This is a genomic window from Rossellomorea sp. RS05, from assembly GCF_039822645.1.
Taxonomy (GTDB): domain Bacteria; phylum Bacillota; class Bacilli; order Bacillales; family Bacillaceae_B; genus Rossellomorea; species Rossellomorea marisflavi_B.
The window spans coordinates 1-20,491 of record NZ_JBDKWY010000014.1; the positions used below are offsets into that span (position 1 = coordinate 1).

The window sequence follows — 20,491 nt, forward strand, 5'->3', positions numbered from 1 at the left end:
TCCTGAGCCAGGATCAAACTCTCCATAAAAAGTTTGAATAGCTCTTTTAAAAATAAATCTAGAATTAACGTTGACGTGTTTGTCTTGTTTTGTTCAGTTTTCAAGGTTCAATTGTTCGTTGCTTCGTTTGAAGCGACCCTTATAATGTTACAGGTTTTTCATCTCAATGTCAACAACTTTTTTCAGAAGTTATTTTCATCTGGTTGTTTCTGCGTTGCTCGTTTGCGGCAACAGATAATACTATACCACCATATCAAAGGGTGTGCAATAGTTTTTTTCGATATTATATCAACTTTGTTAAAAAACATTTCGAACCCTACAATGCCCATTGCCCTACCCTAAAACGATTGCTTCTATATATAAGAATCATCATCCATTTCAGGCATAAAAAAAGGCCGCGGATATCCGCAGCCTTTTTTTATGGATCAGTCGCGATGGCGCATTTGTGGGAAGAGCAGGACGTCGCGGATCGAAGGGGAGTTTGTCAGTAGCATGACAAGCCTGTCGATCCCGATACCAAGTCCCCCTGTAGGAGGCATACCGTACTCTAGTGCTTCAATGAAGTCATCATCCATCATATGGGCTTCATCGTTTCCTTCTTCCCGTTCTTTCAACTGAGCTTCAAAACGCTCGCGTTGGTCGATAGGGTCGTTGAGCTCGGTGAAGGCATTAGCATGCTCACGTCCGACGATGAACAACTCGAAACGATCCGTGAACCTTGGGTCTTCGTCGTTCTTCTTCGCAAGTGGAGAAATGGCAACCGGATGACCATAGATGAAGGTAGGCTGAATAAGCTTTTCTTCTACAAGCTGTTCGAAGAACTCATTCACGACGTGGCCATACGTCATATTGTCTTTGATTTCAATGCCATGTTCTTTCGCAAGCGCACGAGCCTCTTCGTCGCTCATTTCCTTCCAGAAGTCTACACCGGAATGTTCCTTGACGGCATCCACCATGTGAAGACGGGTCCATTGCGGTTCGAGGTTCACTTCGTAGTCACCGTAAGGGACGGTGGTAGAACCGAATACCTCTTTTGCGATATGGGCAACCAGGTTCTCAGTCAGTGCCATGATATCACGGTAATCCGCATAGGCTTCATACAGTTCGATCATGGTGAACTCTGGATTGTGGCGGGTTGATACGCCTTCGTTACGGAATACGCGTCCGATCTCGTATACCTTCTCAAGACCGCCGACAATGAGGCGCTTCAGATGAAGCTCGATGGCGATCCTCATGAATAATGGCATGTCCAAGGCATTGTGGTGCGTCTTGAACGGGCGGGCGGACGCTCCACCTGCAATGCTGTGCATCATTGGTGTTTCCACTTCAAGATAGCCGTTTGTATCAAGGTAGCGTCTCATGGACTGGATGATGCGGCTTCTTGCGATGAAGGTTTCTTTGCTTTCCTGACTTGTGATGAGGTCAAGATAGCGTTGGCGGTAACGCTGTTCAACATCTTTGAGTCCGTGGAACTTCTCAGGCAGTGGGCGAAGGGCTTTTGATAGATGGCGGAATTCCTTCGCTTTGACGGAAAGTTCCCCGACCTTCGTTTTGAAGACAGTACCGGTTACCCCGATGATGTCCCCTAGGTCTGCTGAATTGAAAAGTTCATATGCCTCTTCACCGATGGCGTCTTTACGGACATAGATCTGCACTTGGCCTTCGAGGTCCTGAAGATGCGCGAATCCTGCCTTACCTTTTCCACGCTTCGTCATGATCCGTCCTGCGATGGTTACCGTGATGTCTTTTTCTTCAAGCTCTTCTTTTGAAAACTCGTCAAATTGAGATTTGATTTCGCGAGAGCTATGGGAACGGTCGAAACGTTTACCGAATGGATCCAATCCTTTTTCGCGGATGGCTTCCATTTTGTCGCGTCTGACCTGAAGCTGGTCATTTATTTCTTCGCTCATTTGTTTCACTCCTATTCTATCTACTTTCACTGACTGTCTAAATTATATACCCTACTATTTTACACAATATCTCGGTTTGTAACACCCCTAAAGTATCCGCTTCTAAAAACATCCAAAAAAGGCCGATCGGGCAGGCGGGTTCATCCGCTCACCTTCTCAAGCCTTTCTTCTATGCTTGTCCCAATCGTCCGTTGATATGGGCAACATTCACTCTTCATCGTCCGAAGGGGAAAGCTCATCCAACGGGATACTCAATGCCTCGGAGACACTTGTCAGAAAATCATCGCTCGGAACACGACTCCCCCGCTCGATCTCTCCCAGGACCGAGACAGACACTCCGAGTTCCTTTGCAAGACCGTCCTGTGTAAATCCTTTTAATTTCCTGAATGCACGAATGCGTCTTCCCCATTTATCTGTTTCCATAGCCGAACTCCTTCTTTATCAGGTATTTCGTCCAGAAGATTCTCCAACGGGGCACCGAATGAGGGATGTTCCAGGCCGGGAGCGATCTCCAACAGCGGTATGAGGACAAAAGCTCTTTCTTGCATCCTCGGGTGGGGGATGAGAAGATCTGCGTTTTCGATCGTCTCTTGTTCATACAACAGCACGTCAAGATCGATGATCCTCGGACCCCACTTGAACTCCCTTTCCCGACCAAGATCAAATTCCACCTGTAAGCATTGATGCAACAGCGTTTCTGGACGCAAACTGGTTTGAACTGCAATGACCATGTTCAAAAACTCGCCTTGATCCGTATATCCGACGGGCTCTGTTTCATAAATGGAAGAGAGCCTTTTGACTTCTATCTTACCATGACTGCCGAGGATTTGAATGGCTTTTTCCAAATATGCCTCCCGGTCCCCGATATTGGATCCGAGAGAAATGTAAGCGGTATACATATTATCGGCCCCTGGTGATTTCGACGGCGACGGATTTATAATGACCGGGAATCGGGGGATCGGGCTTGATAACGGTGATCTTGCACTCGGCAACGCTCGGGAAAGACTCAAGCAGGTTGCCGGCAATCCTCTCAGCCACTGCTTCTACAAGATTCAGCGCCTCACCCTCCACAACCGATTTGGTGACCGTAAAGATTTCAGCATAGTTCACCGAGTCCTCCAGGTTATCGCTCTTCCCGGATGTGCTGAGATCCAGGTGAAGTTCGGCACTCACCCTGAAACGCTGGCCCAGCTTGTTCTCTTCTTCAAACACCCCGTGATATCCGTAGAATTCCATTTCGTTCACATAGATTTTATCCATTCCACTTCCCCTTTCCGACTAATGCGTCCATCATTTTCGCCATCCTCGCCATTTCCTTCACATCATGGATCCGTACGATGTGGCAGCCTTTCTGGATACCGTAACATACCGTTGCACCCGTTCCTTCCATCCGTTGGTCGACAGGAAGATCTAGGACATGACCAATCAACCGCTTCTTCGATGTACCGAGAAGGACAGGGTAACCCAGCGACACAAGAATATCAAGATTCCTCATCATTGTCATGTTGTCATCCATCGTTTTCGCAAAGCCAATGCCAGGATCGAGGATGATCTGATCATCCTTCACCCCCGCCTGTTTCACGAGAAAAATGCTTTCCTGGATGTCCTGAATGCTGTCACGGACAAAGTCTTCATATTCTTCCGTTTCCCGGTTGTGCATCAGGATGATGGGGACACCCGCATCGGCAGCAACCCTCGCCATATCCGGATCCTTCTTTGCGCCCCATACATCATTGATGATAGATGCGCCTGCTTCAATGGCCCTTCTGGCCGTCTCTGCCTTGAATGTATCAATCGAGATCGGTACGTCGACTCGGGAAGCGATCGCTTCAATGACGGGGACAACGCGTGCGATTTCTTCCTCGGCCGATACAGGTTCATAGCCTGGCCGGGTGGACTCGCCTCCGATATCGATGATATCCGCCCCCATGTCCACCATTTCCTTGGCACGCTCCACTGCCGCTTCTATATGATTGTATTTCCCTCCGTCCGAAAAGGAATCGGGGGTTACATTCAGGATTCCCATGATCAACGTCTTTGCGCTGAAATCGAGTTCGTACTTTCCACATTTGGTTACTTGCTTCATTCCGCTGTTGCCTCCTAGCTCAATTCACTGATTCTTGTAAGGGTGGAGGTGCAGGCTCCATATTCCCGTTGCAGATGCACAGTCCATCTTCCCTCTGCCCCGGGATAAAGGGTCTCTTCCACTTGATGGACCGGTACCACTTCCTGAACGGAGTTGGTGAAGAAGATTTCATCAGCTTCAAGAAGATCTTCCTTTTTATAATACCCTTCTCTTACCCTTAGTCCCGCTTTTCCTGCCAGGGCCATAATGAAGCGGCGGGTGATCCCATTGAGCAACCCCGTCCCGACCGCAGGAGTATATAGGTCATCGTCTTTCGTCCAGAAAAGGTTGGACGTCACTCCTTCGCAAATCCAGCCTTCATCCGTTAAGAAGATGCCCTCTTTGACCGGGGAAGGGCCCACTTCCCTTTTACCTGCCAGGTTGTTGAGGTAGTGGTGGGATTTAAGCCGCTCACCGGTTTCAGGTGTATTGCGAGCCAATGACAGGAACACTCCTTCTTTGGAAGCCGCTCCTTTGTCAGGAAGGGGCTTCTGGAACAGAATGATTGTCGGATCCTCATAAGGTGCTGAGGGAAGGCCGATTTCCCCTGGGCCACCGGAGATATTCAGGCGGCAGTAGGCGTCTTCCCATCCATTCCGCTCAAGAAGGTCCTTCACGATCCCCATGACCTTGCTTTCAGGAAGGGAGCAGTGGATCTTCATATCCTGGAGGGATCTTGAGAGCCTGTCCAGATGGTCCCCGATGAGGAAGGGATGTCCACCATATGTCCGGAACGTCTCAAAAAGGCCCATTCCGTATAAGAACCCATGATCGAATGGTGATATGCGGGCTTCATCCCTGTGTATGATCTGACCGTTCAAGTAGATATACATCCTATACCGTCACCCCAGCACTTTTATAGGTTGCAAGGAAGTTTGCCAGGAGTTGCTTTCCGCCTTCGGTCATAATGGACTCGGGGTGGAACTGAACGCCTTCGATGGGAAGTTCCTTGTGACGAATCCCCATGATTTCCCCTTCTTCCGTTTCACCCGTGATCTCCAGACAGTCAGGAAGCGTCTCCCTCTTTACAATCAAGGAATGATACCTGGTGGCGGCAAACGGAGCGGGAAGATCCTTGAAAATCGTCCTTCCGTCATGGTGAACAAGGGAGACCTTGCCGTGCATCAGCCGTTCGGCCCGAACCACTTCTCCACCGAATACCTGGGCGATGGATTGGTGGCCGAGGCAGACACCAAAGATGGGGATCCGTCCCTTGAAGGTATGGATCGCCTCAAGACTGATCCCTGCATCATCAGGTGTGCACGGTCCTGGAGAAATCATCAGATAGGCCGGATTCAACTCCTCGATTTCCGCCAACGTTACGTCGTCATTCCTTCGCACGATGAGCTCTTCACCAAGCTCCCCGAGGAATTGAACCAGATTATACGTAAATGAATCATAGTTATCGATCATAAGGATCATGCCTTCACTCCCCTTCCTTCCGCGCGGTCCTTCGCCACCCACATAGCTTTTGCCTTCTTGAGGGATTCTTTGTACTCGTGGGCAGGATTGGAGTCGATGACGACACCCGCTCCAGCCTGGATGTGGCCGATTCCGTCCTTCACCAACATCGTGCGGATGACAATATTCAGTTCCATGTCACCGTTCACGCCGATCCACCCGACCGATCCCGTATAGATCCCCCTTCTCACAGGCTCCAGCTCCTCGATGATTTCCATCGTCCTCACCTTCGGGGCCCCAGTAATCGTCCCACCAGGGAACACTGAGCGGATCAAGTCCGCCCCTGTCTTGGTGTCGTGAATCCTCCCCCTCACGTTGGACACGATGTGCATGACGTGGGAGTATTTTTCAATGACCATGAATTCATTCACTTCCACGGTTCCATATTCACAGACCCTTCCGAGGTCGTTCCGCTCAAGGTCGACGAGCATCACGTGCTCGGCGCGCTCCTTCTCATTGTGGATGAGCTCGGAAGCAAGGCGTGCGTCTTCTTCATCGTCTGCCCCTCTTGAGCGCGTCCCGGCAATCGGCCGGGTGCTGACTTCAAGACCCTGCTTTTTGACGAGCAGCTCCGGAGAACCCGATACCACCTGCAGTTCCGGGGAATGCATGTAGCTCATATATGGAGAAGGATTCAAAAGACGGAGCTCTTTATAGACCAGGAACGGGTCGACTTTCAATTCCTGTGATTGTCGTACGGATAGGTTCACCTGGAATACGTCCCCTTGAGCGATGTACGCCTGGATCTTCCTGACCGCATCTGAAAAAGCTTCTTCGTCCATGGATACATGAATTTCTCCCGATTCATACACATCTTTACTGGAAGCAGTCGCCCCTGCAGGCTCGCTCCATTCAGCCAGCCGTTCTTTCAGCCTGTCCCCGGCGCCCTCATCCCCCAGAGAAGAAAGCATCATGATCCACAGGCAGTCGGTTTCATGATCAAAGACCACCCACTCGTTGAAATAATAAAAGTAGAGATCAGGCAGGGACTGATCATCATGGGCAACGTTCGGGATGCGTTCGATCTGCCTCGCATAGTCATAGGTGATGAAACCGATCACCCCCCCTTGAAAATCGGGGAGCTCTTCATGTCTCGGGGCTTTGCGCTGGGCGAGCCATCCTTCCAGCTGTACGAGGGGATCCCCCTCAAGCACCTCGACTGACCCTTCATGTTCAACTTCAAGTCCGTGGGAGTGTCCTGTCAGAATAGCTTCGGGCCTGATGCCAGCGATGCTATACCTTCCTCCGCGCCCGCTCTCCAGGAGGACGTGATGTGATTCACGACGGCTGATCCGTTCATATGATGCGAAAAATTGTTCTTTGGATGATGGATGCTTCAGAAAGTATACGTGCTGCATTGGCCACACTCCCTCATGTTTTTCTTCTTTCATGATACATGAAGAAGCACAAGGTTTCATCGATTAAAGTATGAAAAATACAGGCAATTAAAACGGCCGTGAAGCAAAGACTGCTCCACGGCCGCATGTTGTTATATCACTCTTCGTCGAATTGATAGAGAGGCGTGCTCAAATAGCGCTCTCCGTTACTTGGGATGATGGCAAGAACTTTCTTGCCTTTCCCTAACTTCTTCGCTACTTCATTCGCCGCGTAGATTGCCGCTCCGGATGAGATTCCGCCAAGGATTCCTTCTTCGCTTGCAGCTCTTCTTGCATAGTCGAACGCTTCTTCCTTCCCGACCTGGATGACCTCGTCATAAAGGGAGGTATTCAGAATCTCGGGAACGAAACCGGCACCGATCCCCTGGATCTTATGAGGACCCGGCTTGCCACCTGACAGCACAGGGGAATCCGATGGCTCCACAGCATACAGTTTGATATCGGGATATTTCTCTTTCAGGACTTCACCGACACCTGTGATGGTACCACCTGTACCGATCCCTGCGATGAAGGCGTCGAGCTGATCACCCATCTGCTCCACGATCTCGGGCCCCGTCGTTTCACGGTGCACCTTTGGATTGGCCGTATTCTTAAACTGCTGAGGCATGAAGTAACCCTTCTCCTTGGAAAGCTCTTCGGCTTTGCGGATTGCTCCACCCATTCCTTCTGCCCCAGGCGTCAAGACAAGCTCGGCACCGTAGGCACGCAGGAGGTTGCGACGTTCCATACTCATCGTATCAGGCATAACAAGAAGGGCACGGTACCCTTTCGCCGCAGCCACCATGGCAAGGCCAATTCCCGTATTACCACTCGTCGGCTCAACAATCGTATCCCCAACCTTCAATGTGCCTGCTTCTTCACCGGCTTCGATCATCGCAAGGGCAATCCGGTCTTTTACCGAGCTTCCCGGATTCATATATTCAAGCTTCAAATAAACGTCGGCACTTCCATCTTCCACAATTCGATTCAGTTTCACAATCGGCGTCTGCCCGATCAATTCCGAAATTGAGTTAGCTACTCTGACCATTACTCCTCACTCCTAATCCCAAGCATTTTTGTTGGTTTTGATTAAAATGTAACAATTTTCAATTTATTTGTCAACACATATGACTTCAGTCCCTACACAAACTTAACATATGCCATTGGGATCATTACTATGATTTGCACCCGGCAAAAGCATTTTTTCCGAGGTATTAAAATAAAGCCACCGATACACAATCGGTGACCCATCAACATGCTTATTTGGTTTGGTCTTTTCCATAGTACCAATCCACATCGAGCTCATCCCAAAGGATTCCGCCCGCATGGGGGATTCAACCTGCTCAAGAGCGATCTTCCGCCTGATTTGCTCTTTCACCTGTTTGAAGGAATAGTGATTCTTCTTGATCGTATCCTCCACAAAGTAAATGAGGTATCCGTCATCAGACGGAACAGGTTTGCTCCAATCTCCCTTGGACAGGGTGTTGACCTCTGCTTTCGCTTCCTGGGTCAGGATGTTTCCATCGTCAGGGATGTAGCCGAGATCTCCCCCAAGGGGGGCAGTCTTTTGATCAGTGGATTTTTCCATGGCCAACGCTTCAAAGCTTGAACCATCTTTCAGTTCCTTGAGTATCTGGTCGGCCTCAGACTGATCTGGCACTTGGATCTGCTTCAACTTCACCATTTTTGGAATGGTGTATAAGCGTTCATTCTGTTCATAATACTTCTTCAGTTCCTTATCGGAAATCTCCACGTCTTTTGTGAGGAGCTTTTCCAAGAGGAGATCCGCTTTGATCTGGGACTTGATGTCTTTCTCGTCCTGGAGATTGCCTTCATCGAAGACATTATAAGCGGACTGGATCATGGCGAATTCCCGATCGATCTCCTTTTGAGAGACGGAAATATCGTATTTCAGGGCCAGGCGATCCATCACCTTCCGGTTGATGAGCGCCTTCAGCTCCTCTTTTCCATACTTATCTTCAAGAGAATGGAGCCACTCCTCCCGGGTGATATCCTTCCCGTCGATGCTTGCCACTCTCTCTGTATTCTTCCCTTCCCCTTTTCCGGAGAAGATGAGCGTCAGGATATTTGTAGCCAATAAAAGTCCGATCACCGTCAATAGGACGGAACGTTTAATTCTCATCATCCATTCTCCCCGGCCTGAGATCGTATTATTTTGCTTGCAGCTGAAGCTCTTTCAGTTCTTTTTCAGAGAAGATATACGTTTCGTTACAGAAGTGACATTTGGCTTCGGCCATGCCGTCTTCTTGGATCATATCTTTGATTTCCTCTTCACCGAGGCTGATGATCGCATCACCGAACCGCTCCTTCGAACATTGACATTGGAAGTTGACAGGCATGGTTTCAAGGACCTTCACATTGTCCTTGCCCAGGACCTCGTCCAAAATCTGTTCAGGCGAAAGGCCGCGTTGGATGAGCTTTGAAATCGGCTCGATCTTTCCTAGGCGTTCCTCGATCTTCGTAATCGTCTCATCTTCTGCTCCAGGAAGAAGCTGAAGGATGAAGCCTCCTGATGCCAGGATCGTATTGTCAGGGTTCACAAGTACGCCGACTCCGACAGAAGAAGGCACCTGTTCACTGGTCACAAAATAGTAGGTGAAGTCTTCACCAAGTTCGCCTGATACGATCGGCACCTGTCCGGAGAAGTTATCCCTCATGCCGATATCTTTTACAACAGAAAGGGTACCTTCTGTCCCAACAGCACGACGCACATCCAATTTACCATGTTCATTCAGGTCGAAGTGGACATGGGGGTTGGTGACATATCCCCTTACCTCACCCTTTGCATTGCTATCGACGATGATGGCACCGATCGGTCCGCCACCTTCCACTTTTATCGTAAGTTTGTTCTCACCTTTGAGCATGGCCCCCATCATGAGACCTGCACTCATGGAACGCCCTAGGGCTGCAGAAGCAGTCGGCCATGTATTGTGGCGTCGCTGTGCTTCTCCTACGGTTTCTGTACTTTTGACGGCATATGCCCTTACTTGACCATCATAGGCCAACGCTTTTACTAAATAGTCGCTCATATAAAAGCTCCTTCCTTATCCGTTAATGTTGCGTTTATAAATCAGCTTCAAGCCTTTCAGCGTCAGGAATGGATCGACCACATCGATGACTGACGATTCTTTCGAGATCAACGTCGCCAACCCGCCGGTGGCGATGACGGTCGGCTCCTGAGTACTTTGTTCTTTCATACGGCGTACGATGCCTTCCACTTGTCCCACATATCCGTATAAAATTCCGGCTTGCATGGCAGTGACAGTATTCTTTCCAATAATATTCTCCGGACGCGCAATTTCAATCCGCGGCAATTTCGCAGCCTTTGAATAGAGTGCTTCCGTCGAGATCCCGATCCCAGGGGCAATGGCACCGCCCATATACTGCTTGTCTTCATTCACATAGCAGTAAGTGGTTGCTGTACCAAAGTCCACGATGATCAGTGGTCCTCCGTATTCATAAATACCTGCTACGGCATTGACAATACGGTCGGCTCCGACTTCCTTGGGATTATCATATTTGATATTCAAGCCCGTCTTGATTCCAGGTCCTACGACAAGGGGCGTGATATGGAAGTACTTCACGCACATCCTTTCAAGACTGAACATGATGGGAGGAACAACGGAGGATATAATAATACCATCAATATCATCAAAGGATAGCTTCGCATGCTCAAACAAATTCTTTACAAGCATGCCAAATTCATCCTCGGTCTTATGGCGATTCGTCTCGGCTCTCCAGTGATACTTCAATTCGTCATTTTCATATACACCGAACACAATGTTCGTATTTCCAACATCCATTACAAAAATCACAATTTTCACCTACTCGGTCATTGTTTTCACACTGCCAACATCATACCATAATCCGTTTGGGGAGGCGACTGGGTTGAACTGAATGGGAGATAACCGACAAGCGCTGTACACGTCTTGATGGGTTGAACGGACCGGATGTTTCGCAAGGGAGGGCCTGGAATTGTAAAGCACCGGTATCGTACCCAACGTGAGCAGGCGTGACCAATCGCTTTACCAACAGGGGGAACACATTGGAGGTTCTCAAAGGAATCGCTCTTTCTGCCTACTCCCATCTCAAAGACTTCTCACAAAAAACCAAAAAAAATCCGAACGGCTTCGAGTGCCGTTCGGATTTTCATTTGGTCGGAAGTCCAACCATTATTATACGCGGTCTGTATCGTCTCTGTTTGAGGAGTCTCCACTTACCGGTTCATCATTCTTTTTCTGGATGTTCACTTTCACGTCGCTTGTTTCGACGTCGGATTCATATACACGCTCTGGAAGTTTACCGTGATCCATTAGGTTCTTAATCTGAGCGGCATCAAGAGTCTCGACTTCAAGCAATGTCTTAGCGATGAGTTCCAGTTTGTCGCGATTCTCAGTAAGGATCGTTTTTGCACGCGCATAGCTTTCATTGATGAAGCGCTGCATTTCAAGATCGATATCATGAGCAATGGCGTCTGAATAATTTTGCTCGCTGTTGATGTCACGTCCAAGGAACACCTGACCGCCTTGTTGCTGACCGAATTGAAGAGGTCCGAGTTTTTCACTCATTCCATATTCCGTCACCATCTTGCGGGCAATGCCTGTGGCGCGCTGGAAGTCATTATGGGCACCGGTCGAAACTTCTCCGAAGATGACCTCTTCCGCTACTCGCCCACCAAGGAGTCCTGTGATTTTATCAAGGAGTTCCGGCTTCGTCATGAAGTAACGATCTTCCTTAGGAAGCATGACTGCGTATCCACCGGCCTGACCACGAGGTACGATGGTCACTTTATGAACCATATCGGCTTCATCAAGGACACAGCCGATGACGGTATGACCTGCTTCGTGGAAGGCAACGATCTTGCGTTCCTTCTCTGAAATGACACGGCTCTTCTTGGCAGGTCCGGCAATGACACGGTCCGTTGCTTCGTCGATGTCGCGCATGTCGATCTTCTTCTTATCTTCACGGGCGGCCACAAGGGCAGCTTCGTTGAGGAGGTTCTCAAGATCGGCACCAGAGAAACCAGGTGTCCTTTGGGCAATGGCTTTCATATCAACTGAATCATCAAGCGGCTTGTTCTTCGCATGTACGTTCAGTACCGCTTCACGACCGTTCACATCCGGGCGATCGACTGTAATCTGACGGTCGAAACGTCCTGGACGAAGCAATGCAGGGTCAAGGATATCAGGTCGGTTCGTTGCAGCCACGATGATGATTCCTTCGTTGGCACCGAATCCGTCCATTTCAACAAGGAGCTGGTTCAACGTCTGCTCACGTTCATCGTGACCTCCGCCGAGTCCTGCGCCACGTTGACGACCGACTGCATCGATCTCATCGATGAAGATGATACATGGAGCATTTTTCTTCGCATTTTCGAACAGGTCACGTACACGGGATGCACCGACCCCTACGAACATTTCCACGAAGTCCGAACCACTGATGGAGAAGAACGGAACGCCTGCTTCACCGGCAACCGCACGGGCCAGCAAGGTTTTACCGGTACCAGGAGGTCCTACAAGAAGGACACCCTTTGGAATGCGTGCACCGATTTCAGAGAACTTACGTGGATCCTTGAGGAATTCTACGACTTCCACAAGTTCCTGTTTCTCTTCGTCTGCTCCGGCAACATCCTTGAAGCGGACTTTTTTCTTCTCTTCGCTGTAAAGCTTGGCTTTGCTCTTACCGAAGTTCATGACACGGCTTCCACCGCCCTGAGCCTGATTGAGCAAGAAGAAGAAGAGAATGAAGATGATGACGAATGGGATGATCGTCGTAAAGACGGAAATCCACCCGTTGGTTTCTTTCGCTTCCAGGATTTCGACGTCTACCTTCTTAAGGGCATCTTCACCAGTTGTGCCACTGGCGGCGTCGTTGATCCGATCCATGAGCTTTCCATCGGTAGACAGGATGTGAGTCACGAAGTACTCGTCTTTCTTAGCATCCCTCATCTGCCCCTTCAGTTCATAAACGCCCCTTGAAGGCTGGACGGAGAATGATTTGACTTGATTGTCTTCCAACTTATTAATAAACGTACTGTAATCGATCGTTTTGGTTGGTTCGTTGTTGTTGTTGAAAAAACTCACCACACCTATGATCAGTAAAAATACAAGTAAATAGAATATGGTGTTAGAAAAGATCCGTTTCATCCCTTACCTCCTCCCACGGTAAACAAACTACGTAAAATAGTATCATAGTAAATCATGGCATTACAACAAATTGCACTTGCGAAGACCCTTCTTAAGATGGACGTTATTCCCCTGTTGTATACACCGCTGGTTTCAGTACTCCGATGTAAGGGAGGTTACGGTATCTTTCCGCATAATCAAGGCCATAGCCGACAACGAATTCATCCGGTACGATGAAGCCTACATAATCTGCCTTGATATCTGCTTTGCGTCCTGTTGGCTTATCAAGCAGAGTGACGATGCTGATTGATTTTGCCTTACGGTAGCGGAACAGTTCGACAAGATAGCTCAGCGTCAAGCCGCTGTCGATGATATCTTCGATAATCAGGATGTCGCGCCCTTCCACTTTCGTATCGAGGTCTTTGACGATCTTCACCTCTCCTGAAGAGACAGTGGAGCTGCCGTAGCTGGACACATCCATGAAGTCCATTTCCATATGGGCATCGATGCGCTTGCACAGATCCGCCATGAATGGCATCGCGCCTTTCAGTACACCGATTGCCAGCGGAAACTTATCTTGATAGGCATCCGTCAGTTCAGCACCCAGCGCTTTGATCTTTTCTTGAAGTTCTTCTTCTGAAATAAGTACCTTTTCAATATCCTGATTTAACAATGTTCAACTGCCTCCTAGAAGATGATTGCTCTTGACTTGTAAAACTAAACTATCCTCGCGTCCCTCTCCCGTATCGTAAACGGACTTCCTTAATCCGGGAACCCAAAGGATCCTGCCTTCAGAATCAGTGACGACCGGCCACCGGTCCCGAAGATGCAAAGGGATTTTTTCATCGATGAAAAGGGTCTTGAGCTTCTTCGAGCCCTCCATCCCTTTCACCTTCATGCGATCCCCGGATTCCCTCGTGCGTACAATCAACGGAAGGGTGACTCCATCCCTGTTCAGATGGATCGTTTCACCCCCGTCATCCTGTACATACCCCATTGAGGGCATAAGCGAGATCCGGATGCCGGTCGGAAGGATGATCGATGAATGGATTTCCAGTTCAAAATAGTATGGACCTCCGGAAAGGTTCCCGAAGTGAAAATAACATGTCTGATAAGCCTTTGTAACCTTAAGCCCTGAGGGTAAATCCAATTGTGCATTGGGATTCTCCCCCTTTAACAGACGTAATACATCGTAAATATGTATAGACGATAAAGAAGCGGGTTTAAGTTTATAAAGATAGTTTAATATTAGATTAATCGCTCTTCTTTGTAAAGGCTGAGCCATCTGGAGAAAGCGTTTGATATCAAGAGTGGAAAAATCCTCCTCCACCTTCCATATCTTATTCAACTTTACCCTTGTCAATTCCTCCAAAAACTCTTCATCTTCCAATGATTCTTCACTGAATTGTTGGAAATTTCGATGGACGTGCGGATTCTCTTCCTTTAAGAAGGGCAGCACCCTGGAACGGTATCGGTTCCTCGTATATGTATCCTTGCTGTTGCTTGGGTCGATCCTCGGGAAAAGATACTCCCGCTCGCAGTAATCCAAGATCTCTTCCTTGGTCACAGGAAGGAACGGCCGGATGATCTCCCCTGTTGAGAAGGGCCGTTTGAACGGAATGCCGGCACGTCCTTTGGCTCCCGCTCCACGCGTCCACTTCATAAGGATGGTCTCGACCTGGTCGTCCCCGTGATGCCCAAGAGCGAGTTTATTGCCTCCGTATCTATCCATAACCTGTCGGAGATACCCATAGCGGACCTTTCTTGCCATCTCCTGAAGGCTGCCTTTTTCCGTCTCCATCATTTCCGGGATATTGATGCGCTCACCAAAAAAGGGGATGTCCCGCTCCTTGCAGAACCCTTCGACGAACAAAAGATCTTCATACGACTCCCGGCCCCTGAACATATGATCGACATGGGCACAAGCCACCTCCACGTCGAGCTGGTCACGGAGAGCATGAAGGAAATGGATAAGGGCCAGGGAATCGGGACCTCCGGAAACGGCAACGACGAGCCGGTCTCCTTTTTCGAGCAATCGATGCCTTTGAATGAATTCCCGGGATGTCTGTTCTAGCATAGCAATCCTCTTTCCAACCGTTTTCCTTATATTGTATCAGTATCCCCGTGGAAACTCACGGGAGACGCTACAACAGTTCCCCGTAGAGGTAGAGGAAGTAGATCATCCCCACAATGAGGATGATGAGGACGGTCTCCAAGGACCTGCTTGTCTTTGATTGTTTAGCAGGCTTCTTCGGCGCTGCCTGTGGCGTCTTCCTGGTAGATGCAGGCTTGTGCGAATGCTTCTTTGCCGGTCCGTGATTCGCTGAGCGGGATATGCCTCTTAGAAGGTCTTCTCTCATCTCCTGTGCGGAAGAAAAGGTCCCCTCCAGCGCCCCGAAGATCGTCCCCCGGTATTTCCTCAAGCTGTCTGTTCCCTCCACCGCCATCTTCAGCTGCTGAAGCTGTCCGTTCTCGCGTTTGGAGAATCGGTTTGGATAAGCAAGATTGATCAGGATCATCCCGACGGCGAACAGATCATAGCTTGGTTCCGCCCGGCGGGACCCCCCGATCCAGTAGCCCCGATCGAAGAACTCCGTGAATTCCTTGATGGCACGTCCCTGGATGGTCGTGCCCCCCACATCGATGCACCTGATCCGGTGGGGCGCACCTGTGACGATCAGGTTCTCAGGCTTAAGATCTCCGAACACCCACCCTGCTTGGTGGATCCGCTCCAGGTCGGCAAGGAGCTGGGCGACGAGGACACCCGTCCAGGAGAACCCCTTCCCCTGTACGAAGGAGAGAAGCGTAGGTCCCTGGATGTACTCCATTGTATAAAAAGGGATCTTCTTCCCCCTGTATTCCCAATCATCCACATCCATGAGCCCGGGGCCAAGCGGGGTACCCTGGAGTTTCGAGAACGCTTTGAGTACGTTCACCTCGGATGTGATGGTGACATTATTATCGCTCATCTTGAGGGCCTGGTAGCCCTGCCCGTCCCTTACCAGATACACGATGCCATTGGCCCCGTATCCCAGCTCTTTCATGATGGTATAAGAAGCCCCATGCCATTTCCCCGTTATGGTCGTACCGGGCGGAAGATTAAATGGTTTCTTCGAAGTATTGTTCATCATCGCCACGAGAGAGCAGTCCCCTTAGTGAACGTTTTTTCTTGAAGTGGGTGATGGCCTCTGAAATCGCCGGCCCCGTCGGAGTGATGCCTCCCGGGGAAAGCTTCGAGAATATACTTGATAAGGTTTCAAGACGCGGGGTCCAGTCCAGCAATTTTTCGACATCCTGTCGTTTCCCGGGAAATACGAAAACGGAAAATTTGTTATCTCCCATTCTGGCATTCAAGCTGAGGGACAGGTCCAATAGCGCTTCCTTCACAGTGGGAAGCTTGTGCTTCATGCTTGCAGAAGTATCGACAAGGATCAACACTTCCATATCCACCGATTCACCCAGTTCATCCACTACTTCCATCACTTCTCCTCGCTGTTCCGGTGGGAGCTCCTCCATGGAGGCCGATTTCCCGAGGATCGACTTCAGCTCTTTATTGATGACACCCTGGAGCGTCTGGGTCATCGCCTTCCGCGTGACCATCTGGACGGTTTGGGAAAGTTGCTGGGCATAAACGACCTGACTGACCCCTCCTCCTGATAGAGCGATGCCCTCGATCTCCACCATTCCATTTTGATCGATGACGTCATTGTCCATGACGCCGATGACATTGACGGAGATCCCCTGTTCCTTTGCTAACGCGGCCATGGCAATGGGGTCTTCCCCCTGATTGGAGCATCCATCCGTGATCAATAGAATCTGACGAAGTGTACCTGCTTTCATAAGAGTCTCCTCCTCCTTCATAATTGCTATCAGCATCGCCGAATGGAGAGGGATTTATACTCTAGTGAACTACTTTCTTCTCTTTTTATGGCGGTTCCGTGAACCTTTCTCAGGAGATCTGCTTCTTCTGCCTGCTCTTCTGGATCGGGATCGATGACCATTTCGGAATATTATGTTTGATCGTGGAGACCACGATCGTCATGTCGTCATCAATCATACCCGAGCTCGACCGGATGACTTCTTCCATGAGGAGATCGGCCACTTCCTGAGGATCATCCGTCTGTAGTTCTTTGATCTTCCGTTTCATCCATACGTCATAGTTCTCTACGTGCTTCGGTCCTTCAAATGCCCCATCGCTCATCATGATCAAAAGGTCTCCCGCCTTCAACTGCTCGGAGACGACATCCACATCGAAGTCCTGCTGCAACATCCCCATGGGAAGGTTGCTCGCTTCGATCTTCATGATCTGGTCATTCCTTTTGATGAAGCTCGGTGTCGAACCGATCTTAAGGAAACGGGACGAAGCGTTCTGAAGGTCGATCATGGCCAGGTCCAGGGTGGAGAAAATCTCGTCATTGGTCCGCAGTGACAGAATCGAGTTGATCGACTTGATGGCCACCTGCTCTTCAATCCCCGACTCGAGGATCTTCTTAAGCAGTCTCAGGGTCTCATTGCTTTCATAATGTGCCCGTTCCCCATTGCCCATCCCATCGCTTATGGCCACGGCATATTTCCCCCTGCCGAGCTCGATCATGGAATAGCTGTCTCCCGAGACCAGACCTCCCCCTTTGGCTGCATGGGACACACCTGTGTCCACTACGAATTTCTTCGCTGATTGGAAGGTGACATGGCACTGTCCATTAGGGAATTGGGAACAGTCCTCTTTTTGGACGACAATGTTTTCACCAAGGATATCCGACAGCATCGGTGCAATCAACTTTTCCCCTTCACCGTGCCCCCCAGAGTACGGGATCACCATATCGATATCGACGTTGCCCTGTTCAAGGTTATAGATTTCAATATGATCGATTTCAATACCGAACTCGCCGATGCTCGCAAGGATCTGCTCTTCCTGCAGATAATGGTTCTCCCTCTCCCGCTGGATTTCTTTCGCAAAGTTGCCCATGACTTCCGAGACGCCGAGAAGCTGATCGGCCACGAGCTTCCTGCTTTCCTGCACCTGCTTCTTCAGCTTCAGATTGGCCTGATAGAACGTCAACTCCTGATAAATGGTTTCTTTCAGCTTTTTCTCCCTTGTACAGTGCTTCTCCACCTCTCGTGATAATCGGGAAGACAGGGGTACCCTGCCCTGGTCGTATTCAGTCATGACCTCTTTCATCATATTGTAGGTTTTATCAAAATTCCTCGCCCAGCACTGATCCTTCTTGAAGCAGGTCTGGCACGTCTTCTCCGTGACATTGCTGAGGAAATAGTCAAACTCTTTATCCTCGACTTCTTCCATTTTCATCTTCTCTTCCACCTGCTGAAAGCTGTTCGATAGCGCCTGGAAGACAGAGGAGAACTGCGTGACGCGGCTTGCCGTCACGTCCCGCACCTTGCGCATGTAGCCCTGCTGCTCCTGATGGTATTCTGCCGTACCCGGTATGTGCTTGGCGATTCGCTTGACCAGGCTCTGGGGCGTAAGGAATAAAAGCACGATCGCCACCCCTGACTCATAAAGGGTGGTCGTCAGTACCATACTGTTATCCCCGTACATCCCCATAAGGAGGGTGGCAATGAGCAACCCGATGGCAGCACCGAATTTCTTCCCTTCCTTCATCAAGCCCCCGAGAAGGCCCGCAAATGCAAGTAGGCTCATTTGTTGAAAGCTTGCCACGCTGGCCAGGCTGAATACAAGCCCTGTGACGACGCCAACCGTAGAGCCCACTGTCGCTCCTGCAACAAAGGAGAATAGAAGGACCAGATACCGCGAAAGGATATGCTCGACAGAAAGCCCCTGGAAGGCCCATCCGATCGTTCCGGTCATGATGGACGCAAGAAGGATGATCAGGCTGACGACTTCCTCCGTCTTCAGGGACCTCCTTCTCCTTTGAACAGTGACGAACGGGACGCTTTGGATGAAGATATAGGTAAGGAGGAAAGCAAGGAACGCTTCGATGAGAGCCATGACCCCGTTATAGAGGGTGAGCACCTGCCCCTGCTGGACGTAATCAAAGCCGAGCTTGACGAAAGCGACGGAAAAGAGAACGTAAAAGGACACGATCTTCATATCATTCTGGTGGAATTTTTGCGTCAGCCGGAACGCAAGGAGGAATATTATCGCCGTTGCGAACGTATAACTGATACTGGAGAAGGATAAGGTGACAGCTCCGGCCAGCAGCCCCATGAGCGCGATGGGTGATTTTTCCCTTCGGACAAGATAGACAGCTGCAAAGAACGGCAGGGCAAATGGTGTAAGATGAGAGAGGATCAAGGCTCTCCCAAGTAAAAAGCCGATCACAAACAGAGCCAGTCCCTTTTCAATGAAGAGCCACTCCAGCTTCGAATAAATCGATTTGATCCCTTTGGACATCTCGACCCTCGTTTGTTCGATGTCTACGTTCTGAACAGGTTCGATGATTGTTTGATCAGCTTTCCCCATGTAACAAACACTCCCCATAACTTTTTTTACTAGTATAAATGGGACATGCTCAGAACTTTGTCAGAATGAGGGAATGTATACCCAAAAAGTTTCGACGTGTTTCTGGACGAAGTGGTAAAATATTCAGAAAATAAAACGGTGATTTTTCCCTTTTCGTCCTCAAATCCAACTCCTATCAGGCTCAACCGCGTTTTGACAAATTATTTATGAAATAGTATTGACTTTGCATTTCTTTGTGGGTATTATAGTTTTTGTGCCTTAAAGGCCACTATATGGCGGTGTAGCTCAGCTGGCTAGAGCGTACGGTTCATACCCGTGAGGTCGGGGGTTCGATCCCCTCCGCCGCTACCATATCTTTGAGGCCCGTTGGTCAAGCGGTTAAGACACCGCCCTTTCACGGCGGTAACACGGGTTCGAATCCCGTACGGGTCATCATACAGAAGGACCACTTCAATCGAAGTGGTCCTTTTTTGTATGCACCTGTATGAAAAACAATAAAAAAACAGATACATTCATTGAATGCATCTGCATGAGGACCTGCTATATGGATTAATAGACAGCAAGTTATCCTTTTTTCGCTCCCCTTCCACCACGGCGAGACTCTGTATTTTTTTTCAATGAAGATAAGCGGTCTTCGCTGTCTTTCAAGAAGCGCGCCATCTTTTGTTCGAAGTTTTCCTTCGTACGGGTGTCAGCCGGTTTGTTGTTGCGTGGGCGTTGAGGACGTTGCGGGCGCTGTGGGCGTTGTGGTTGGTCTTTAGCTTTACGGATGGACAAGCCGATCTTTCCATCTTTCTCAACGTTGATAACCTTAACTGTCACTTCGTCTCCAACTTTAAGGTGCTCGTTGATGTCTTTGACATAATTGTCGGCTACTTCACTGATGTGAACCAGACCTGTCGTACCTTCTGCTAATTCCACGAACGCTCCGAAATTTGTAATTCCTGTTACCTTACCCTGTAACTTGCTGCCTACTTCAATTGACATAAAAGAAATGCTCCTCCTTAGAATGTTAGATAAACCTACTCTAT

Annotated in this window: 19 protein-coding genes and 2 tRNA genes; 2 read left to right on the forward strand and 19 right to left on the reverse strand. The window is 49.4% G+C overall.

Annotated features, from left to right (window positions below):
- Positions 1–425 precede the first annotated feature (425 nt).
- From lysS to spoIIE, 18 genes are all read right to left on the reverse strand, one after another.
- Positions 426–1,910, reverse strand: coding sequence for a lysine--tRNA ligase (lysS, locus tag ABJ225_RS21210; RefSeq protein WP_048007746.1), 1,485 nt, complete (start codon positions 1,908–1,910; stop codon positions 426–428).
- Positions 1,911–2,117: 207 nt separating this feature from the next.
- Positions 2,118–2,333, reverse strand: coding sequence for a helix-turn-helix domain-containing protein (locus tag ABJ225_RS21215; protein WP_079513606.1), 216 nt, complete (start codon positions 2,331–2,333; stop codon positions 2,118–2,120).
- On the reverse strand, positions 2,285–2,809 hold the full coding sequence (folK, locus tag ABJ225_RS21220; RefSeq protein ID WP_347321534.1) for a 2-amino-4-hydroxy-6-hydroxymethyldihydropteridine diphosphokinase: 525 nt from the start codon (positions 2,807–2,809) through the stop codon (positions 2,285–2,287). The genes ABJ225_RS21215 and folK overlap by 49 nt, the downstream gene beginning before the upstream one ends.
- Before the next feature lies 1 nt (position 2,810).
- Positions 2,811–3,170, reverse strand: a complete 360-nt coding sequence (folB, locus tag ABJ225_RS21225) for a dihydroneopterin aldolase (protein WP_347321535.1) — start codon at positions 3,168–3,170, stop codon at positions 2,811–2,813.
- Positions 3,163–3,996: a dihydropteroate synthase gene (gene folP, locus ABJ225_RS21230; RefSeq protein ID WP_347321536.1), complete on the reverse strand. Its 834-nt coding sequence runs from the start codon at positions 3,994–3,996 to the stop codon at positions 3,163–3,165. The genes folB and folP overlap by 8 nt, the downstream gene beginning before the upstream one ends.
- 14 nt (positions 3,997–4,010) lie before the next feature.
- Positions 4,011–4,868 carry an aminodeoxychorismate lyase gene (gene pabC / locus ABJ225_RS21235; protein WP_218247802.1) on the reverse strand — a complete coding sequence of 286 codons (858 nt, stop codon included), beginning with the start codon at positions 4,866–4,868 and terminating at the stop codon, positions 4,011–4,013.
- Between the two features lies 1 nt (position 4,869).
- On the reverse strand, positions 4,870–5,457 hold the full coding sequence (gene pabA / locus ABJ225_RS21240; protein ID WP_347321538.1) for an aminodeoxychorismate/anthranilate synthase component II: 588 nt from the start codon (positions 5,455–5,457) through the stop codon (positions 4,870–4,872).
- Positions 5,454–6,854, reverse strand: coding sequence for an aminodeoxychorismate synthase, component I (gene pabB / locus ABJ225_RS21245; protein WP_347321539.1), 1,401 nt, complete (start codon positions 6,852–6,854; stop codon positions 5,454–5,456). The genes pabA and pabB overlap by 4 nt, the downstream gene beginning before the upstream one ends.
- 136 nt (positions 6,855–6,990) lie before the next feature.
- On the reverse strand, positions 6,991–7,920 hold the full coding sequence (gene cysK / locus ABJ225_RS21250) for a cysteine synthase A (protein WP_347321540.1): 930 nt from the start codon (positions 7,918–7,920) through the stop codon (positions 6,991–6,993).
- 102 nt (positions 7,921–8,022) lie between these two features.
- Positions 8,023–9,015: a peptidyl-prolyl cis-trans isomerase gene (locus tag ABJ225_RS21255; protein ID WP_347321541.1), complete on the reverse strand. Its 993-nt coding sequence runs from the start codon at positions 9,013–9,015 to the stop codon at positions 8,023–8,025.
- Between the two features lie 28 nt (positions 9,016–9,043).
- Positions 9,044–9,922: an Hsp33 family molecular chaperone HslO gene (hslO, locus tag ABJ225_RS21260; RefSeq protein ID WP_218247806.1), complete on the reverse strand. Its 879-nt coding sequence runs from the start codon at positions 9,920–9,922 to the stop codon at positions 9,044–9,046.
- A gap of 15 nt (positions 9,923–9,937) precedes the next feature.
- Positions 9,938–10,708, reverse strand: coding sequence for a type III pantothenate kinase (locus ABJ225_RS21265; RefSeq protein ID WP_347321556.1), 771 nt, complete (start codon positions 10,706–10,708; stop codon positions 9,938–9,940).
- 360 nt (positions 10,709–11,068) lie between these two features.
- The gene (gene ftsH, locus ABJ225_RS21270; RefSeq protein WP_056541694.1) at positions 11,069–13,039 is read right to left on the reverse strand and encodes an ATP-dependent zinc metalloprotease FtsH; all 1,971 of its coding nucleotides are present in this window, start codon (positions 13,037–13,039) and stop codon (positions 11,069–11,071) included.
- A gap of 103 nt (positions 13,040–13,142) precedes the next feature.
- Complete coding sequence (hpt, locus tag ABJ225_RS21275; RefSeq protein ID WP_048007735.1) at positions 13,143–13,691, reverse strand: hypoxanthine phosphoribosyltransferase; 549 nt, start codon at positions 13,689–13,691, stop codon at positions 13,143–13,145.
- Between the two features lie 3 nt (positions 13,692–13,694).
- Complete coding sequence (gene tilS / locus ABJ225_RS21280) at positions 13,695–15,095, reverse strand: tRNA lysidine(34) synthetase TilS (protein ID WP_347321542.1); 1,401 nt, start codon at positions 15,093–15,095, stop codon at positions 13,695–13,697.
- Between the two features lie 67 nt (positions 15,096–15,162).
- Positions 15,163–16,149, reverse strand: coding sequence for a protein kinase domain-containing protein (locus ABJ225_RS21285; RefSeq protein WP_218247807.1), 987 nt, complete (start codon positions 16,147–16,149; stop codon positions 15,163–15,165).
- Positions 16,118–16,879 (reverse strand): VWA domain-containing protein, encoded by a 762-nt coding sequence (locus tag ABJ225_RS21290; protein WP_079513602.1) that lies wholly within the window; start codon positions 16,877–16,879, stop codon positions 16,118–16,120. Before ABJ225_RS21290 ends, ABJ225_RS21285 begins: the two co-directional genes overlap by 32 nt.
- 88 nt (positions 16,880–16,967) lie before the next feature.
- Positions 16,968–19,460, reverse strand: a complete 2,493-nt coding sequence (gene spoIIE, locus ABJ225_RS21295; protein WP_056541688.1) for a stage II sporulation protein E — start codon at positions 19,458–19,460, stop codon at positions 16,968–16,970.
- Between the two features lie 274 nt (positions 19,461–19,734).
- Between spoIIE and ABJ225_RS21300 the strand changes: the two genes are divergently transcribed.
- Together ABJ225_RS21300 and ABJ225_RS21305 are read left to right on the forward strand one after the other, a co-directional pair.
- A tRNA-Met gene (locus ABJ225_RS21300) sits at positions 19,735–19,811 on the forward strand.
- Between the two features lie 9 nt (positions 19,812–19,820).
- Positions 19,821–19,892 (forward strand) — tRNA-Glu (locus tag ABJ225_RS21305).
- 132 nt (positions 19,893–20,024) lie between these two features.
- On the opposite strand, the gene ABJ225_RS21310 is transcribed toward ABJ225_RS21305, so the two are convergent.
- Positions 20,025–20,447, reverse strand: coding sequence for a S1 domain-containing RNA-binding protein (locus tag ABJ225_RS21310; RefSeq protein WP_053429989.1), 423 nt, complete (start codon positions 20,445–20,447; stop codon positions 20,025–20,027).
- Positions 20,448–20,491: the final 44 nt, after the last annotated feature.

Coding starts and splice junctions, on each gene's coding strand:
- lysS (WP_048007746.1), bottom strand. CDS start 1,910: ATGAGCGAAGAAATAAATGACCAGCTTCAGGTCAGACGCGACAAAATG.
- ABJ225_RS21215 (WP_079513606.1), bottom strand. CDS start 2,333: ATGGAAACAGATAAATGGGGAAGACGCATTCGTGCATTCAGGAAATTA.
- folK (WP_347321534.1), bottom strand. CDS start 2,809: ATGTATACCGCTTACATTTCTCTCGGATCCAATATCGGGGACCGGGAG.
- folB (WP_347321535.1), bottom strand. CDS start 3,170: ATGGATAAAATCTATGTGAACGAAATGGAATTCTACGGATATCACGGG.
- folP (WP_347321536.1), bottom strand. CDS start 3,996: ATGAAGCAAGTAACCAAATGTGGAAAGTACGAACTCGATTTCAGCGCA.
- pabC (WP_218247802.1), bottom strand. CDS start 4,868: ATGTATATCTACTTGAACGGTCAGATCATACACAGGGATGAAGCCCGC.
- pabA (WP_347321538.1), bottom strand. CDS start 5,457: ATGATCCTTATGATCGATAACTATGATTCATTTACGTATAATCTGGTT.
- pabB (WP_347321539.1), bottom strand. CDS start 6,854: ATGCAGCACGTATACTTTCTGAAGCATCCATCATCCAAAGAACAATTT.
- cysK (WP_347321540.1), bottom strand. CDS start 7,920: ATGGTCAGAGTAGCTAACTCAATTTCGGAATTGATCGGGCAGACGCCG.
- ABJ225_RS21255 (WP_347321541.1), bottom strand. CDS start 9,015: ATGAGAATTAAACGTTCCGTCCTATTGACGGTGATCGGACTTTTATTG.
- hslO (WP_218247806.1), bottom strand. CDS start 9,922: ATGAGCGACTATTTAGTAAAAGCGTTGGCCTATGATGGTCAAGTAAGG.
- ftsH (WP_056541694.1), bottom strand. CDS start 13,039: ATGAAACGGATCTTTTCTAACACCATATTCTATTTACTTGTATTTTTA.
- tilS (WP_347321542.1), bottom strand. CDS start 15,095: ATGCTAGAACAGACATCCCGGGAATTCATTCAAAGGCATCGATTGCTC.
- ABJ225_RS21285 (WP_218247807.1), bottom strand. CDS start 16,149: ATGATGAACAATACTTCGAAGAAACCATTTAATCTTCCGCCCGGTACG.
- ABJ225_RS21290 (WP_079513602.1), bottom strand. CDS start 16,879: ATGAAGGAGGAGGAGACTCTTATGAAAGCAGGTACACTTCGTCAGATT.
- spoIIE (WP_056541688.1), bottom strand. CDS start 19,460: ATGGGGAAAGCTGATCAAACAATCATCGAACCTGTTCAGAACGTAGAC.
- ABJ225_RS21310 (WP_053429989.1), bottom strand. CDS start 20,447: ATGTCAATTGAAGTAGGCAGCAAGTTACAGGGTAAGGTAACAGGAATT.